Genomic DNA, 16,074 nt, shown 5'->3' with positions numbered 1-16,074 from the left:
TCCACGGGAAAAAACATCCGGTTTGTGGATACCGGATATTTCCCCGGAAAGACTTGTGGATAATTTGTGAAATGTCGTGTAAGTTCGTGAAATTCCTTGCTCTTAAAGGTGAAAACGTTTATAATCAAGTATTATGGAATAAGAGCCGGACCGTGATTCTTATGGACGGATAGATGGAGGATGAAATGAGAAATTCAGTAAAGAAAGCGGCAGTTACTGCTCTTGTCTGCGTTACAGCAGCAGGAATGATGGCAGGCTGCGGAAATAAAAAACTCGATGGTACAAAGATCGCATTGACAGTCAATAAGCAGGAGATCCCGCTTGGCGTTGTAAGTCTGGCAGCACGTATGCAGCAGGCACAGGCTGAGGCAATGTACAAGATGTATCTTGGCGGCGGAAACGATATGTCTATCTGGAGTACCAAAATGGATGATGATTCCGATGAGACTTACGGTGAAAATGCGGTAACAACATCTGTTGAGACTGTTGAGAAGATGTGTCTGGAGAAAGAACACGCTTCCGAGTATGATGTTGAAATTACAGATGATGAGCAGAAGGCTCTTGAGGAAGCTGCCAAGAACTTTATGGCTGCCAATTCCGATGAGACAATTGCAGAGCTTGCGGTTGATGAAGATATGGTGAAGACTTTCCTCGAGCTTGAGACATACGATGTGAAGATGAAGGATGCCATTGAAGCCAAAGCGGACGTGAAGCTGGATGAGAAAGAATATCAGCAGATGTCCTTCAGCTATGCAAGTGCAAAAGTCAGCGGAGATGATCTTTCCGATGATGATATCAAGAAGAATAAAGAGAATCTTCAGAAGTTCTATGACAAGGTTAAAGAGGATCCGGCTGCAGATTTCAATACTCTTGGAGATGAGATTTCCGAGGATATGACTGCAACAACCGGAACATGCCCTGCCTATGAGGAAGGTGATGACAGTGCTGCCAACGGAACTACTTATCCGGATGAGGTCCGTGCCGCTTTAAGAAAGCTGGATGAGGGTGCACTGAACGAAGAAATCATCAAGACAGATTCCGTATGGTATGTTGTGAGACTGGATTCCAAGAATGATGAAACTGCAACGGAGAGTAAGAAAGAGTCTCTGACAAACACCAAGAAGGATGATTTCTATAATGATACAACAGATGGATGGAAGAAGAAAGCAGATATCAAAGAAGAGAAAAAACTGATCAAGAAGATCAAGATCACAGATAATCACAGCTTTACGATCCAGACTCCAACTCCGACACCGGACCCGGATGTAACTGAGACACCGACAGCAGATTCTGCAGAGGCTGAGGCAACCGAGACACCGGCAGCTGAGGAGCAGACCGATGTGACCGAGACACCGGAGACAGAGGGAGATTCTGCAAAGGCTGATGAGGAGACTGCAGACAGTACAGAAGATGAGGCAGCTGCTACACCGGAAGCTGAGAAATAAGATACAATGTTTGCAATGGAATGATAAGAGAAAAGACAACGAGCCGTGTACGAGTTTATCGTACACGGCTCGTTTTTTGTAATGCTCATGCCTGCTTTACGGATCATCAGATCAGATTCAGATGCTCCAATGCGTGAAGAATCCCGTCCCTGTCCACTGCGCTTGTCTGGTATGTGCAGTGCTTTTCGATGCCTCCGTAAGCATTTCCCATAGCAACGCTGACTCCGGCAGCTTTCAGCATGGGAAGGTCGTTGGGACTGTCTCCGAATGCGTAGCAGTTTTCCTTGGGGATGGAAAGGCGGTCCAGGAGAAATTCCATGCCTGTGGCTTTGCTGGTACCCTTTTGTGTGACTTCCCAGATTCCGTCTCCGTGATCAAAATAGGTGTAATGATCATTACAAAAGCTGCGGAATTTTTCGACATTGGAATCCGGAAGCATATGTACCAGGAATTTGTCATAGGAGTAAGTGCAGGCATCCTCCCGATTGAATTTCGTGATGTCGACCATTGGAATTTCTTTTCGCATTTTGACTCCGAATTCGGACTGGGCCGGAGATGCGCCATCATACAGGATCTCAGTGTTGGATTCAAAAAGTGCCTCGATTTTACATTTGCGGAGAAGATCTACGGTTTCCTTGCACAGAAGATTTGGGACTGTGCGGAAAAAAAGCAATTTGTTATCCATGTAAATGTGGGTTCCACAGCCATATATATAGCCATCGAAATGAAGCTCTGAGAGTGCAGAAGGCATCATTACTTTGGTGCGGCCGGTGTTGATGAAAAGAAGATGACCGTTTTCATGGGCTTTTGTGAGGGCTCGGCTGGTGCTCTCCGGAACCTTGAATGGGTGAGACGTAAGCAGTGTGCCGTCTATGTCGAAGAACAGGATTTTTTTATCGTTCATAAGGTCTCCTTTAAAATGGGATTTCTTCTTCGGTGTTATTGTTATTAATGTCAGTAATATCATTAACAGGAAGCGGTTCTGCGGATGTATCTTCAACAGAGTTCAGTGCGCTGACACGGATGCCATTGAGCTCTATTTCACTTTCCATGGGGATCACCAGGCATTTGCGGCCGTCGATGATCCGAGTTTCTACCAGCTCTGCCCGGTCCGGTGCCACGTGGATCACCACATCCGGGGTTTTGATCTCGAATTTTCTGGTGTTGGTGATGTTGGATGCTACCAGAGCAGATTTTTCTCCTGCAGCAAGCTCATATTGTTCATCGAAGTTCTGAAGCTTTTCGTCTTCTACGCCGCATTCTTCGAAGAGACGTTTGACTTCGGATTTGGTGAGGACAACAGGTTCCGGTTCGTCCTTCTGGGATTCAATGAGGTCGTTAAGCTTTTCGTGGATCTCAAGGACTGTGTCGTAGGCACAGTCATCACCAAGTGTTTCTTCCACCAGAGCATTGAAGGAGTCGCGCTGGGTTCCGGCAGATAGTGGTGTGGTGCAGCCGAAGACTTCTTCCATCATGGTGGAGCGGAGATTTTCGGCGTTTTTGGTGTAGTAGAGAAGTCCGTGGATATCGGTACTGCGGTCGTTGAACTGTGGGAAGAGGAAGCCCCAGTCAGGCATTTCTACCAGCCAGTCCCGGATACGGTCTTCAATGTTGTTTGTCTCTGTGTTGTAATGCAGGCCTGCCTTGGAGAGTTTGACCGGGCAGATGCTGCAGAGGATGTGGTCGTAGATCTCATCGGAGGCATCGAACATTTCGGCGCCGTCGGAGGATTTGCCGGGGATGTCGTAGACTGCATGGATGAGGATGATGTAGTAGTTTTCACCGTAGTCGTAGTTTTCTATGATTCTGTCGTAGAAGGCTTCGGTGAGGGTGTCGTCGGTGAGTTTGCTTTTGCGGAGTTTCATGAGGAAGTTTTGGGTTCCGCCTTCGTCTTCCTGATCCAAGGGAAATTCCATGTTGATGAGGTTTTTTCCAATGGTGCCGGTGAGGGTTTTTCGGAAGATATCGAAGTATTTGAAGGTTTCTTCCTCTGATAAGGATAAGAAGGCTTCTTTGAGTTCGGTTTTTTTGTTTTTTTCACCGTCTACGTAGCAGCCGCAGATGCGGGTGATGGAGCAGCGGTCAGGGGTGAATTGTTTTTTTATTTCTGCGATTTCTTTTTTGTTCATGTGTGGTTTACCTCGGTTTTTTGATTAATTTGATTATAGCACAGGTGTTTGGTGGGGGCAAGATGACACGGACGGACGTGTGAGATTTGCAGCAGAAGTCCGGGTGCCGTCGTTTCGCCTGGTCATACTAAGCGTCTGAGGTGTCTCACGGAGCGGCCGGCCCATAACTCGCCATGTACGCTGATGCGTACCTGGCTCAGACAGATGGGCCTTACCCTGCGGCTTGTGGCCGCCGGGTACCTCTCCGTGAACCACCTCAGACGCTAAGTATGGACCAAGGCTCACTCCAAAGCACCCGGACTTCTGCTGCAAACCTCACACTGTGCGGTCATGGTGGGAGGGCTAGAGTGGTCTGACGGGAGTTGGATGAGCCATCAGCGCTGCGCTGGATGGCTGGGAGGAAAGGCTGAGATTCCCTGTGGTTTGAAGGGAGGTTGTGAGCGTCGGCGCGTTGCTGGACGCTTGTAGTTTGGAAGAGTGAGATTCCCTGTGGCTTGGAGGGAGATTGTGAGGGTCGGCGCGTTGCTGGACGTTGGATGGTGGTGTCGAAATTTGGAGATGGTTTTTTGTGGTGTTGTGGTGGGATGTGTGATATGATTTGTGTATCTTATAAGATCTAGCCATTTATTTGGTTTCTTTTTGCTTCAATGTCTGAAGCGTTTTTTCGAAAAATATTTATAAAAACTGTATACAGGGTTTCTGAAGTGTTTGATTGATGGTATAATTGTATATACCAGAAGGAGTATTGTTTGAGAGATAATACGATTTTTGATGATGTTTTTCGTACTATGATGGAGAAAATGACGTTTCTGGTCGTGCCTTTGATCAATGATGTTTTTCATACATCATATCCGGCTGATGTGGAGATTGTGCAGTTGCGTAATGAGTATCAGCGGGTGGATGGTGAGATTATTATGGATTCGCGGCTGTTGATCGGAAACCGGATTTATCATATAGAATGTCAGAGTACGGATGACACGACAATGGCTGTACGGATGATAGAGTATGATTTTGCAACTGCTGTTGAGTTTGCCAGAAAGCAGGGACGGAGGTATCGGATGGAGTTTCCGCGTTCTTGTGTGTTGTATCTTAGAAACAGTAGGAATACGCCGGATTTTCTGGAAGTGGATGTGGTTTTTCCAGATGGAGGATGTCATTTGTACAGAGTGCCTGCCATTAAAGTAGAGAATTATACAAAAGATAAGATATTTGAAAAGAGTCTTCTTATGCTGCTTCCTTTTTATATCATGCGATATGAAAAAAGAGGGCATGAGATGAGTGAGGATCCACAACTTTTTCAGGAATTACTGAATGAATATGAAGTGATCCGGAGTAAACTGGAAGCAGAGATCACTGAATCTGGAAGGTCCGAACTGTTCAGTGATCTGATTGGACTGATAACTCGGATATCTGATCATATTTTCAGAAATGAGGAGAAAGTCCGGAAAGGAATAGGTGAGATTATGGGTGGACATGTTCTGGAACTGGAATCTGAGAAAAGGGCAAGGCTGATGGCGGAAGCTAAAGAACAGGCTGAAGCACTGGGGCGAGAACAGGGAATGGCTCAGGGAATGGCTCAGGGAATGGCTCAGGGAATGGCTCAGGGAATGGCCCAGGGGGAGGAGCGACTTAGAGTTTTGATCAACAGGCTTATACTTGATGGTCGTGGCAATGAGATCCAGAAGGTTGTTACAGATAAAGAAATGCGTGAAGCCATGTACAGAGAATATCAGTTATAATTGGAAAGGATAAAGAGAATCCCCCACTGGTTTTGCTATCCATGGGGGATTCGTTGACTGATCTGAATTTTATAATACAGAATATCCGTAGCTGCTGACAATAGCATCGATCTTCTGGCGGTTTTTGCACAGTGGGCAGTTGTCAGAGCGGTAGGAGTGATAGTCCGGGATGTCTCTGGCCTGGAAGATAGAGTGTACAGGGAGTGTGGCTACACTGTCTACACTGCTGTAGATGGCTGCCACGCCGCGGATCTTACCGCCATAGTACAGAACGCTTTCGATAGCCCGGTTCAATGTGGATCCGGTGGTGATGGAACCATTTAGGATGAGAATGTTTTTTCCATTGATCATTGGTTCATAGTTGTCGCGGAAGATTATCTGTCCGGTGCTGTTGAACTCAGGGGTGATGACGTAGATGGTCTGGTGTGCATTCATGGAAAGAACGCCGGCCTTGGTCAGTTCTTCGGCGAGATAAGCACCAATCACTTCAAGTCCGTCCATGCAGACGATGGTGTCTACCGGAATGGATGCTTCGTAATTTGCTGCGAGAGCGGATGCAATACGCTGTGCTTCAGCGCATCTGGATTTCATGGTGGTGAGATCCAGGTAGTGTGTGATATGGGACTGGGATGTTACGAAGTGTCCCGGAATCATTTTAAGCTGTATGCGGTTGTCATTGCGCGCGTAAATTTTTATGATGTTGTCCTGATCCATAATAAAAACCTCCTGTCGTGATCGTGTTTTACGTGGTTGTTCAGGAGAATTATCCTGAAGGATTACGAAACAGATTTAATTAACCAAATGCGGATCGCAAATATCCGATTAGCTGTGCATATTATACCATTGATTTCAAAAAAATAAAACAATATAATGCAAAATATATAAAAAATATTCGAAAAATCAAGTATATTTGTTAAAAAATATCCAATATCATGAAAGCTTTGACAATAGGATCATTACTATAGAGTAAAAGTACTTGTGAGCATGCAGTAAATTGGAAAGAGAGTGCCATATGTATTATTGTGTATAAAAAAGAGGAGGAGAATCTCTATGGATTCTCCTCCTGTGAGAGTGAGTCAATGTCAGCCTTCAATAGATACATATTTATCAGCTTCGATCTCTTCAGCTGCTTTTTTCGGAATAGAAAGTCTCAGAACACCGTTCTCAAATTTTGCATGGACATCTTCGTTTTTTACACCATTACCAACATAGAAACTCCTGCTTGTGCTGCCAGCATAACGTTCACGGCGGATATAATTGCCTTTCTTGTCTTCCTCATCTTTGTCAAGACCCTTGGCAGCGGAGATGGTAAGATAACCATCCTTCAGCTGTACCTGTACTTCATCTTTCTTAAATCCTGGAAGATCTACATCCAGCTCATAGCCTTTATCTGTTTCACGTACATCAGTTTTCATGATATTTTTTGCATGTTTGCCATAAAGAGGATTCTTTCCGCTAAAGAAATTATCTCTGAATCCAAAATCATCCATCCAGTCATCAAATAAGTTTTCTCCAAATACACTCGGGAACATCATAAGTCATTTCTCCTTTCAAATTGAAAAGCCGTTCCGGTGGATCAAGAAATCCAACTGTTGCCGGTATATAGTTACCACCTCGGGTTATTCCGCAGTGGTGATCGTTTGGTTTTACTCTGAACATCAGGAAGTTCTTTTTTTATCTCCTCCCTTGTTCTATATGTAATATAACACTTATTACTAGCAAAGTCAAGAGGTGAGTGCTAAAAAACTGTGAAGAATTTGTGTTCCCTAAAATGAAAAACTAATTTCCACTCTCAGCCCTTTATGTTCTTTTGCTGAAATTAGGGGTGGAACTTAGTCCTGCAATAAGCTATCCTATAACAAATGCCAGGGTACACTGGCCCATATCCTCCGATCACCGGAAATGATCCATTTTTATTACAAAGGAGGATTTACTTATGGCTACTAATAATATTGGGAATCACAAACACCTTACTCTCGCTGACCGTGCTGCTATCGAACATGGTATACAGATTGGCGAAAACTTTACACAGATCGCTCAGAGGTTAAACAAGGATTCCTCTACCATCTCAAAGGAGATACGGCGGCATCTCATACATGTTCCTCATTATCAGGACGACCTACAGAAGAAACGCTCAGAATGCCAGTTCTTTCATTTCTGTGAAAAAAGAAATGTATGTGGCAGCCTTTCCTGCCAGTCATTATGCTTTAAATGCCGTTCCAAACGCTGCGCCGTGTACTGCCGTGATTTTACTCCTATACTTTGTGACAGACTTAAAAAACCACCTTACGTCTGTAATAACTGTAAACAGATCCGGACCTGTTCCCATGACTTCTATTTTTACCGTGCCCATTATGCCCATGACCTTTATAATGAGATCAAGGTTTCTTCCCGTTCCGGTATCAATCAGACTCCTGAATCGCTGGAACAATTGGATCAACTGGTTTCGCCTTTTCTCCTTAAAGGGCAGCCATTATCTCATATTTACGCTTCCAATCAACATCTTATCGATTGTTCCATCCGTACATTGTATAACTACATTGATCATGGATATTTTACTGCTATCAATTTGGACCTCCCCCGCAAAGTACGCTATAAAAAGCGTCGCAAGACCAGAAAAGCCCCTGAAAACACCGGCTACCGGGAAAACAGGACATACCATCATTTTGAAAAATATCTTGAAGAATATCCAGACACAAATGTTGTAGAGTTAGATGTTGTGGAAGGAGCTGGTGGAAAATCTGAGAAAGTCCTTCTGACTATGTTATTCCGTAACTGTAACCTTATGCTCATTTTTTTGCTTGAAGCCGATAACCGTAAAAATATCAGGGAAGTTTTCCTTTGGCTGTATGAACAGCTTGGAGCTGATCTATACCACAAGTTATTTCCTGTCATCCTCACAGACAATGGCTCCTCTTTTAAAGACCCTGAAATATTTGAACGTCCTGGAGATACAGCTCGTTTATCCCGGGTTTTCTACTGTGATCCTATGTCGTCCTGGCAGAAAGGCAAGTTGGAAAAAAACCATGAATTTATCCGTTATATCCTTCCCAAAGGTATCGGCTTCGCACAACTGAACCAGAGCAAGGTAACTCTGATAGCTAACCATATCAATAGCGTGGCAAGAGCCAGTTTAAACGGCTGTACCCCATTTAAACTGGCTCAGTTACTGATAGACAGAAAACTATTGGAACTTTGCGATCTTAAAGATATACCCGCGGATCAGGTGATATTAAAACCCACGCTGTTAAAGCACTAAATATCACATTCATTTCCGGCATCGTATTCTCCAGACCGGTGGAAGTTACCCTTGCAAAGAACAGCCAGCGGTCCTTTCGTGATGTTCCAATCCCGTAAAAACACGGTGTTTTCTCCTTATATTATAGTTTTGTTTTGTGTAAATATCTATATCTTGTAGAAATTAATTCTGCAGAAATCCCTTTACTTATCAGTACTAGCACATGGTGGAAGTTACTTTTTCATTCAACCAGAATTTGTGTTCGTAAAATGAAAAACTAACTTCCGCCCTTACGTTCTTATATTAAAAAACGGATCGGACAAGGACTGAAAAGCTTATGCAGATTGAACATTCTGCAATGTTATAATAACTTTAAAGCATAGAAAAAAACAAAAAAATCAATATAATAAGGCATATAGACAAAATGTATTAAAAAAATTTTTCGTACATTCTTCTGAGTTGAACAGACGATAGAAAGACAGTATTCATGAGTATGCAGGTAAAGCAAAATGTAAATAAAAAAGTACAGGAGGAGAGAATAATGCAGAAAAAATATGCAGATTTTAAGCTTGGGGTACCGGATTATGTAACAGTGGAAACAGAAGAGGAGAGACTTGTGTGCCAGGGAGGGCAGACGACAGTAGCTGCCGGTGCAACTACTGTGGAATTCCAGGACGCAGGTGAACATGAAGATATACTTGTCACATCCGAGGATGCAGTGAGATGCGTGAAGTTGAGATGGAACTATAAGATCCCGAAATCAGCCAGATTTCTGGGAGATGCCTGGGAACGTACCTATGGTGATGTGGAATGGCATGGAATGAGCGGAAACCGTTATCTGCCATGGTATTTTCTGGCGAAGCTTTCTGAGAAGGTTCTCTGCTTTGGCGTAAAGGTCCGTCCCTCTGCTATGTGCTGCTGGCAGGTGGATACCAAAGGAATTACTTTGTTTCTGGATGTTCGCTGCGGAAATACAGGAGTACAGCTGAAAGGAAGAAAGCTGTGTGCCGCACAGATCGTCTGCATGGAAGCAGAGGGCGCAGATACTTTTGAAACTGCACAGAAATTCTGTGAAAAAATGTGTACAGATCCGATCTTCCCGGAGTTTCCGGTGTATGGAAGCAATAACTGGTACTATGCTTACGGTGACAGCTCTGAAGAGGAGATCTTAAGTGATACCGATTATATCCTGAAACTGACTGAAGGTGTAAAAAATTCTCCGTTCATGGTCATTGATGACTGTTGGCAGGAGCATCATCGCCTGGATGAATACAACGGTGGACCATGGACAAAAGGCAATGCCAGATTTCCGGATATGAAAGGTCTTGCAGACAAGCTGGAGAAAAAAGGTGTCCGCCCGGGTATCTGGGTCCGTCTGCTTCTTAATGAAGATGAGAATATCCCGGATGAGTGGAGAATTTCCTATAATGACTGTCTCGATCCGTCCCACCCGGATGCACTGGCATATATCCATAAAGATATCGAGAGGATCTGTGATTGGGGATACACGCTGATCAAGCATGATTTTTCCACCTTTGATCTCTTTGGAAAATGGGGATTTGAGGCGAATTTAAGAGACAATTCCATGGAGAAATGGCACTTTTATGATCAGACCAAAACCAGCGCAGAAATCGTAAAAATGCTTTATCAGGAGATTTATGATGCTTCCCGGAGCAATAACGCAGTGATCATCGGCTGCAATACCATCGGACATCTCGGCGCAGGCCTGATGCATCTGAACCGGACCGGTGACGATACCAGCGGACGTATCTGGGAGCGTACCAGACGAATGGGCGTAAATACGCTGGCATTCCGTCTTCCGCAGCACAATACGTTTTACCATATTGATGCAGACTGTGTCGGTATTTTCGGAATGATCCCATGGGAGAAAAATCGTCAGTGGGCAGACGTTCTTGCAAAGAGCGGTACACCACTGTTTGTATCCGCAAAACCCGGAGTTTTGAACCCGGAGGAATTTGAGGAGTTGCATCAGATCATGTTGCGTGCATCAGAACAGAAAGAACATTTCGTTCCACTTGACTGGGAAGAAATCGACTGCCCGGAGGTATGGGGAGAAAACGGCGAAACCATCACTTATGACTGGTTTGACAACGAAGGTCCGACTATGGATGCTGCGGTGGAATACTACAATGCCAAGGTAGTTGTTCCGTAAATCAGGAAAAGTGGTTCAGCAATCCAGAAGATCCTCGGCATGATGATATTTTTCCCGGTATTCCCGTGGCGTCATGCCGGTTTCTTTTTTGAAGGCACGGGAGAAGGCAAAGGGATTCTGATAACCGCAGGAAGTTGCGATATTGGCAATGGGGATATCTGTGATCGTCAGAAGCTCCCTGGCATTGATGATCTTGGCTGAAGTCAGAAAGGCCTGAGGAGTAGTACCCAGATGTTTTTTGAAAAGTCCGTAAAGGTGGCTGCGGCTGATGTGGAGGTAGTCTGCGACATCTGTCACTGTGATATCCAGAAACGGACTTTTTTTGATGTAATCCACAGCCTGGGTAATGTAAAAATTATCGTTGGCTTCCATGGTGGTGTAGGAAGCATGAAATTCTTCCTCCAGCATGGCGATGATTCGGTAAAGACTGCTCTGGATATAAGCTTCGTTGGAAGGTGTCAGCTGGGGATGGGTCATCATTTCACAGATCGTTTCCGCATAGGGAATTACAGAAGTAAGCTGCTGAACCGGATTTTCCAGGGTGAGATGACAGTGTTCGGAAAGTGCGGCAGCATTTTCACCGTTAAAACAGATCCAGGTATAGGTCCAGGGATCAGAAGGCTCCGCTTTATAAAGCGTGCTGACAACTGGCGGGATAAAGAAGCACTGTCCGGCTTTCAGGGTATATTTCCGGTTATTGATGTAGAAATAGCCCTGTCCTTTCAGAACAAAATGTACGGTATAATAGCGGCGCACCCCTGGGCCGTAGGACTGATCCGGCGTACATTTTTCCCAGCCGCAGGAAATCAGATGAAGTTCTTTTGATGAAGTTTTCCGGTTCATGACCTGCTTATCTTCCATGATTATCATGCCTTTCCACATAATATGATGTAACTTTTACATATTTCGGGGCTGAAAGCAGATCAGCATTTTCTGCTTTGACAGCATTCCTGAAGTTCGATACCATCAGTGTAAAATATTTGCTCAGAGGTGTAAAGAATAAAAATGAATTCATTAACAGTAAAAAGAATCTTTATGACTTTTGCCGGGATTTTACTGGCCGGGGTTAGTGTGGCCATTTTTAAGGCATCGGATTTTGGGACAGATCCCAATTCCTGTTTTGTCATGGGTGTGTGGAATCTAGCAGGAATAAAATACAGTTATGTTTATATTGCCATCAATGCACTGATGCTGCTGGGAGTGTTTTTTCTGGACCGGCATTTTATTGGACTTGGAACTGTGCTGAATCTGTTTTTTATGGGGATCATCGTGGAAAAAGGAATGCAGCTTTTTGACAAATATCTGCCGGAGAGAACTTTTGGGGTAAGAGTTCTTCTGATGTGCATTGCCGTTGTGATGATGTGTTTTGCGTCAGCGTTGTATTTTACTGCAGATATGGGTGTTTCTGCCTATGATGCCTATGCGCTGATCTTAGATAAAAGAACCCGGATCCCTTTCCGGATGTGCAGGATCGGGACCGATGTGCTCACAACTGCGGCGGGATTTTTTATGGGTGCGGTTGTAGGAGTGGGAACCCTTGTCACTGCATTTTTTATGGGACCGCTGATCGAGTTTTTCAACCGGACGGTGGCAAGGCCGTTTCTTTATGGGAAAGAAAATAAACAGATGCAGAAGCAGTAAAACAAAAGGCAGTTGTCGTGTTAGAAAAGTGCGGCAGCTGCTTTTTTGTTTACAGCAACAAGAGCGCCACTGTCTTGACACTTGTAAAAGAAAAAGGTTTACTGCTGAAGAAAATACTATTATAATAGGAGAAACGCAGTTTTTTTGCTGTAGTAAAATATAACTGTCCGGGAAATATCAATGTCTGGAATATTGTTTACCAGACGATAGCAGATGATATAGTAATATGGGAAATTTTCCGGAATGGAATAAGAAGGGAGAAAAAAATATGGCATATTTAGGCGAAGAGATCAAAAAACTTGGTTTTGGCCTTATGAGACTTCCGCAGAAATCAGAAGGTGTGATTGATGTGGAGCAGACCAAAGTCATGGTGGACAAATTTATGGAAGCCGGATTTACATATTTTGATACAGCATGGGCTTATGCAGGAAGCGAAGATGCTATCCGCGAAGCACTGGTAGAGCGTTATCCGAGAGAAAAATATCAGCTAGCCACCAAGATGGCAGCCTGGATCAACTGCAAGACAAGAGATGAAGCTCTTGCACAGTTTAAAACATCTCTGGAGAGAACAAAGGCAGGATATTTCGACTTTTATCTTCTCCACAATCTTGGAGAGCACAGAACAAAATATTTTGATGAGTACGGCTTATGGGACTGGATCCGTGAACAGAAAGAAGCCGGTCTGATCAGACATGCAGGATTTTCGTTCCATTCCACACCGGAGGAACTGGATGTACTTCTCACTGCACATCCGGAAATGGAATTTGTACAGCTGCAGATCAATTACGCAGACTGGGAAAATCCGGCGATCCAGTCAAGAGCCTGCTACGAGGTAGCCAGAAAACATGGAAAACCGGTCATTATCATGGAACCTGTAAAAGGCGGCATGCTTGCAACCCCACCGGAAGCAGTGGAAAAGCTTCTGAAGGAAGCAGAGCCGGAAGCATCTACAGCATCCTGGGCGATCCGTTTTGCGGCAAATCTGGAAGGCGTGATCACCGTACTTTCCGGAATGAGCAATGTTGCACAGATGGAGGATAACCTTTCCTTTATGAAAGATTTCAACGGCCTTACTGACAGTGAGAAGGAGACTCTTGATAAGGCAAGAGAGGCTATGAGCAAAATTCCTCTGATCCCATGCACAACCTGTAACTACTGTGCAAAGGTCTGTCCGATGGAAATCGGAATTTCCGGTTCTTTTACAGCAATGAATTATCTGACATTGTACGGAAATAAAGCCGCCGCAGCGCATCAGGAAGACTGGCTGGTAGTCAGTCATGGCAGAAAGCGTGCAGATGAATGTGTAAAATGCGGACAGTGTGAGGAAGTATGTCCTCAGCATATTTCCATCCGCGAGGAACTTGAGAAAGTAAGCGAGACCTTTTGCAAATAAAGGAACTGATCCGGCAGGAAGCGGATCAGGGTAAGGAGAGAGTTTAAAAATGGAAAAATTCAAAGCATTTCTGAAACGGAAGGATATTGAGATATCTCTGAAGAGATATGGTATCGATGCACTGGGAGCCATGGCACAGGGACTTTTCTGTTCCCTGCTGATCGGCACGATCATCAATACCATTGGCACACAGTTTCACATTCCGTTTCTGACTATGGCAGTTGCCACAGTCAATGATACCCAGTACACAGTAGGTTCTCTGGCATCTGCCATGAGCGGCCCTGCCATGGCAGTAGCCATCGGTTACGCCTTGCATTGCCCGCCGCTGGTATTGTTTTCGCTGATCACCGTTGGATTTGCCTCCAACGCACTTGGCGGAGCAGGTGGTCCTCTGGCTGTGCTGTTTGTTGCCATTGTTGCAGCTGAGATCGGTAAAGCAGTTTCAAAGGAAACGAAGATCGATATCCTTGTAACGCCTCTTGTAACCATCGGTGTGGGCGTAGGTCTTTCCGCATGGTGGGCACCTGCCCTTGGAAAAGCTGCTATGAAAGTAGGAAGCGTGATCATGTGGGCAACAGATCTGCAGCCATTCTTTATGGGAATCCTGGTTTCTGTATTTGTTGGAATCGCACTGACGCTGCCGATCTCTTCTGCTGCGATCTGCGCAGCTCTGGGACTTACCGGACTGGCAGGCGGCGCTGCAGTAGCGGGTTGCTGTGCGCAGATGGTAGGTTTTGCGGTCATGTCCTTCAGGGAAAACAAATGGGGCGGTCTTGTCTCTCAGGGAATTGGAACTTCCATGCTCCAAATGGGTAATATTGTCAGAAATCCAAGGATCTGGATCGCTCCGATCGTAACATCTGCTATCACAGGACCTATTGCAACCTGCTTGTTCAGGCTTCAGATGAACGGAACTGCTGTATCCTCAGGAATGGGTACCTGTGGTTTTGTAGGTCAGATCGGTGTGTATACAGGATGGATGAATGATATTGCAGAAGGAACCAAGACAGCTGTTACAGCTATGGACTGGGCAGGACTTTTCCTGATCTCTTTTATTCTCCCGGCAGTTCTCTGCCCGTTGATCAATATGTTTGTACGTAAGCTCGGATGGGTGAAAGATGGAGATATGACGTTGTCATAAGCTATATCAGGTCTTACTTTAAAATCAAAAAAGAGTATCACAGGAACTCATTGATAGTGATGAGCTTTGTGATACTCTTTTATTTTAACTTTTATGCTACATGTGATCCAGTGGCATTACTCCGTTCCAGTCCACAGGCCTTTGCATATTCATGGAGTTTCTCCTTTGCGGAATAATTCAGATTCTGAGGAACCTGAATCTGAATGGTTACATACTGATCACCGCGGACGGAAGGGTTCTTCATGGAAACAATGCCTTTTCCTCTCAGGCGGATCTTGGAACCGGACTGCATACCTTCCCTGATCTTACAGATAACATTTCCGTAAAGGGTGGGAACGGTGGTTTCACCGCCGAAAACAGCGGTTGTGTAAGGAATAGAAATGGTGGTATAAACATCCGATCCTTTTCGTTCATAGCCAGGACGTGTTCCTACGGTAACCTTCAGAAGAAGGTCACCAGGCTCGCCGCCGCCGGTTCCGGGCATGCCTTTTCCTTTCAGACGGATACTCTTGCCGGTATCAATACCTGCCGGAATATGAATCTGAAGTGTCTGCGGTGCACCGGAGCTTCCGTCCGGACCGGACAGAGAAATTCTTTTATCAGCACCAAAAGCCGCCTCATCAAAGGTAACGTTGATGCTGGCCTTCACATCAGAGCCTTTTTGCGGAAAATCCTGCTGATGGAATCCGCCGAAGCCGTTGCCGCTGTGAAAGCCACTTCCGCCAAATCCACTGTGAAAGCCGCCACCGTTACCGGTGAAATGCTCATATGTGCCATTACCGCCGAAACCGCGGCTTTCGCCGTGACTGCCGTGGAACATATTTCCGAAGATATCACCAAAAATATCGTCCATGTTTTCACCGTTAAAATGAAATTCCTGATAGCTGCCATTGCCGCCACCCTGGAATCCGCCGAATCCACCGGCGCCAGGATCAGCTCCTGCCTCAAACGCGGCATGACCAAACTGATCATACATTTTTTTCTTCTTTGGATCACTTAAGACATCGTAGGCTTCGTTTACTTCTTTAAACTTATCTGCGGCATCTGCATTACCTGCGTTTGTATCCGGATGATATTTTTTGGCCAGCTTACGGTAGGCTTTTTTTATTGTTTTTTCATCTGCGTTCCGGTCAATGCCCAGAACATCGTAATAATCTTTTTTTACTGCCATGGTA

General features: G+C 44.9%; 13 protein-coding genes. 7 read left to right on the top strand and 6 right to left on the bottom strand.

The genetic code is table 11. The annotated features are described in order from the left end of the window. Nucleotides 1-185 precede the first annotated feature (185 nt). A complete protein-coding gene (locus EYS05_RS04340) occupies nt 186-1,445 on the top strand; it encodes an FKBP-type peptidylprolyl isomerase (protein WP_138276681.1) in 1,260 nt (419 codons plus the stop codon). Between the two features lie 106 nt (nt 1,446-1,551). On the opposite strand, the gene EYS05_RS04335 is transcribed toward EYS05_RS04340, so the two are convergent. Together EYS05_RS04335 and EYS05_RS04330 are read right to left on the bottom strand one after the other, a co-directional pair. Beyond that, nucleotides 1,552-2,349 carry an HAD family hydrolase gene (locus EYS05_RS04335; protein WP_158293303.1) on the bottom strand — a complete coding sequence of 266 codons (798 nt, stop codon included), beginning with the start codon at nt 2,347-2,349 and terminating at the stop codon, nt 1,552-1,554. 10 nt (nt 2,350-2,359) lie between these two features. Further along, the gene (locus EYS05_RS04330) at nt 2,360-3,574 is read right to left on the bottom strand and encodes a DUF4317 domain-containing protein (protein WP_118607881.1); all 1,215 of its coding nucleotides are present in this window, start codon (nt 3,572-3,574) and stop codon (nt 2,360-2,362) included. Nucleotides 3,575-4,323: 749 nt separating this feature from the next. On the opposite strand from EYS05_RS04330, the gene EYS05_RS04325 reads away from it, so the two are divergent. Continuing rightward, nucleotides 4,324-5,313: a hypothetical protein gene (locus EYS05_RS04325; RefSeq protein WP_138276680.1), complete on the top strand. Its 990-nt coding sequence runs from the start codon at nt 4,324-4,326 to the stop codon at nt 5,311-5,313. Between the two features lie 69 nt (nt 5,314-5,382). Here EYS05_RS04325 and EYS05_RS04320 read toward each other — a convergent pair whose 3' ends face one another. Further along, entirely contained in the window at nt 5,383-6,027 is a 645-nt protein-coding gene (locus EYS05_RS04320; RefSeq protein WP_118514147.1) for an orotate phosphoribosyltransferase, read from the bottom strand. A gap of 368 nt (nt 6,028-6,395) precedes the next feature. Further along, nucleotides 6,396-6,848: an Hsp20/alpha crystallin family protein gene (locus EYS05_RS04315; protein ID WP_015525518.1), complete on the bottom strand. Its 453-nt coding sequence runs from the start codon at nt 6,846-6,848 to the stop codon at nt 6,396-6,398. A gap of 401 nt (nt 6,849-7,249) precedes the next feature. Here EYS05_RS04315 and EYS05_RS04310 point away from each other — a divergent pair, with 401 nt between their 5' ends. Together EYS05_RS04310 and EYS05_RS04305 are read left to right on the top strand one after the other, a co-directional pair. After that, complete coding sequence (locus tag EYS05_RS04310; RefSeq protein ID WP_138276438.1) at nt 7,250-8,572, top strand: IS30 family transposase; 1,323 nt, start codon at nt 7,250-7,252, stop codon at nt 8,570-8,572. Between the two features lie 520 nt (nt 8,573-9,092). After that, on the top strand, nt 9,093-10,724 hold the full coding sequence (locus EYS05_RS04305; RefSeq protein WP_243119214.1) for a glycoside hydrolase family 36 protein: 1,632 nt from the start codon (nt 9,093-9,095) through the stop codon (nt 10,722-10,724). 15 nt (nt 10,725-10,739) lie between these two features. Here the strand turns inward: EYS05_RS04305 and EYS05_RS04300 are convergent, their stop codons facing one another. Continuing rightward, complete coding sequence (locus EYS05_RS04300) at nt 10,740-11,585, bottom strand: AraC family transcriptional regulator (protein ID WP_138276678.1); 846 nt, start codon at nt 11,583-11,585, stop codon at nt 10,740-10,742. Nucleotides 11,586-11,729: 144 nt separating this feature from the next. Here EYS05_RS04300 and EYS05_RS04295 point away from each other — a divergent pair, with 144 nt between their 5' ends. From EYS05_RS04295 to EYS05_RS04285, 3 genes are all read left to right on the top strand, one after another. Next, complete coding sequence (locus EYS05_RS04295; protein ID WP_138276677.1) at nt 11,730-12,365, top strand: YczE/YyaS/YitT family protein; 636 nt, start codon at nt 11,730-11,732, stop codon at nt 12,363-12,365. Nucleotides 12,366-12,633: 268 nt separating this feature from the next. After that, a complete protein-coding gene (locus EYS05_RS04290; protein WP_138276676.1) occupies nt 12,634-13,758 on the top strand; it encodes an aldo/keto reductase in 1,125 nt (374 codons plus the stop codon). Nucleotides 13,759-13,807: 49 nt separating this feature from the next. Further along, nucleotides 13,808-14,899, top strand: a complete 1,092-nt coding sequence (locus EYS05_RS04285; protein WP_015525523.1) for a PTS transporter subunit IIC — start codon at nt 13,808-13,810, stop codon at nt 14,897-14,899. Nucleotides 14,900-14,990: 91 nt separating this feature from the next. Here EYS05_RS04285 and EYS05_RS04280 read toward each other — a convergent pair whose 3' ends face one another. Next, nucleotides 14,991-16,070 carry a DnaJ C-terminal domain-containing protein gene (locus EYS05_RS04280; protein WP_138276675.1) on the bottom strand — a complete coding sequence of 360 codons (1,080 nt, stop codon included), beginning with the start codon at nt 16,068-16,070 and terminating at the stop codon, nt 14,991-14,993. Nucleotides 16,071-16,074: the final 4 nt, after the last annotated feature.

This window comes from Blautia sp. SC05B48 (assembly GCF_005848555.1).
GTDB lineage: Bacteria > Bacillota > Clostridia > Lachnospirales > Lachnospiraceae > Blautia_A.
Note: the sequence above shows the minus strand (reverse complement) of the source record. Positions and strands in the feature narration are given on the sequence as shown.

Bases quoted from the DNA above. Each gene is read 5' to 3' on its own strand.
- EYS05_RS04300 (WP_138276678.1), bottom strand. From the start codon at position 11,585: ATGGAAGATAAGCAGGTCATGAACCGGAAAACTTCATCAAAAGAACTT.
- EYS05_RS04315 (WP_015525518.1), bottom strand. From the start codon at position 6,848: ATGATGTTCCCGAGTGTATTTGGAGAAAACTTATTTGATGACTGGATG.
- EYS05_RS04330 (WP_118607881.1), bottom strand. From the start codon at position 3,574: ATGAACAAAAAAGAAATCGCAGAAATAAAAAAACAATTCACCCCTGAC.
- EYS05_RS04340 (WP_138276681.1), top strand. From the start codon at position 186: ATGAGAAATTCAGTAAAGAAAGCGGCAGTTACTGCTCTTGTCTGCGTT.
- EYS05_RS04320 (WP_118514147.1), bottom strand. From the start codon at position 6,027: ATGGATCAGGACAACATCATAAAAATTTACGCGCGCAATGACAACCGC.
- EYS05_RS04335 (WP_158293303.1), bottom strand. From the start codon at position 2,349: ATGAACGATAAAAAAATCCTGTTCTTCGACATAGACGGCACACTGCTT.
- EYS05_RS04310 (WP_138276438.1), top strand. From the start codon at position 7,250: ATGGCTACTAATAATATTGGGAATCACAAACACCTTACTCTCGCTGAC.
- EYS05_RS04290 (WP_138276676.1), top strand. From the start codon at position 12,634: ATGGCATATTTAGGCGAAGAGATCAAAAAACTTGGTTTTGGCCTTATG.
- EYS05_RS04295 (WP_138276677.1), top strand. From the start codon at position 11,730: ATGAATTCATTAACAGTAAAAAGAATCTTTATGACTTTTGCCGGGATT.
- EYS05_RS04280 (WP_138276675.1), bottom strand. From the start codon at position 16,070: ATGGCAGTAAAAAAAGATTATTACGATGTTCTGGGCATTGACCGGAAC.
- EYS05_RS04305 (WP_243119214.1), top strand. From the start codon at position 9,093: ATGCAGAAAAAATATGCAGATTTTAAGCTTGGGGTACCGGATTATGTA.
- EYS05_RS04285 (WP_015525523.1), top strand. From the start codon at position 13,808: ATGGAAAAATTCAAAGCATTTCTGAAACGGAAGGATATTGAGATATCT.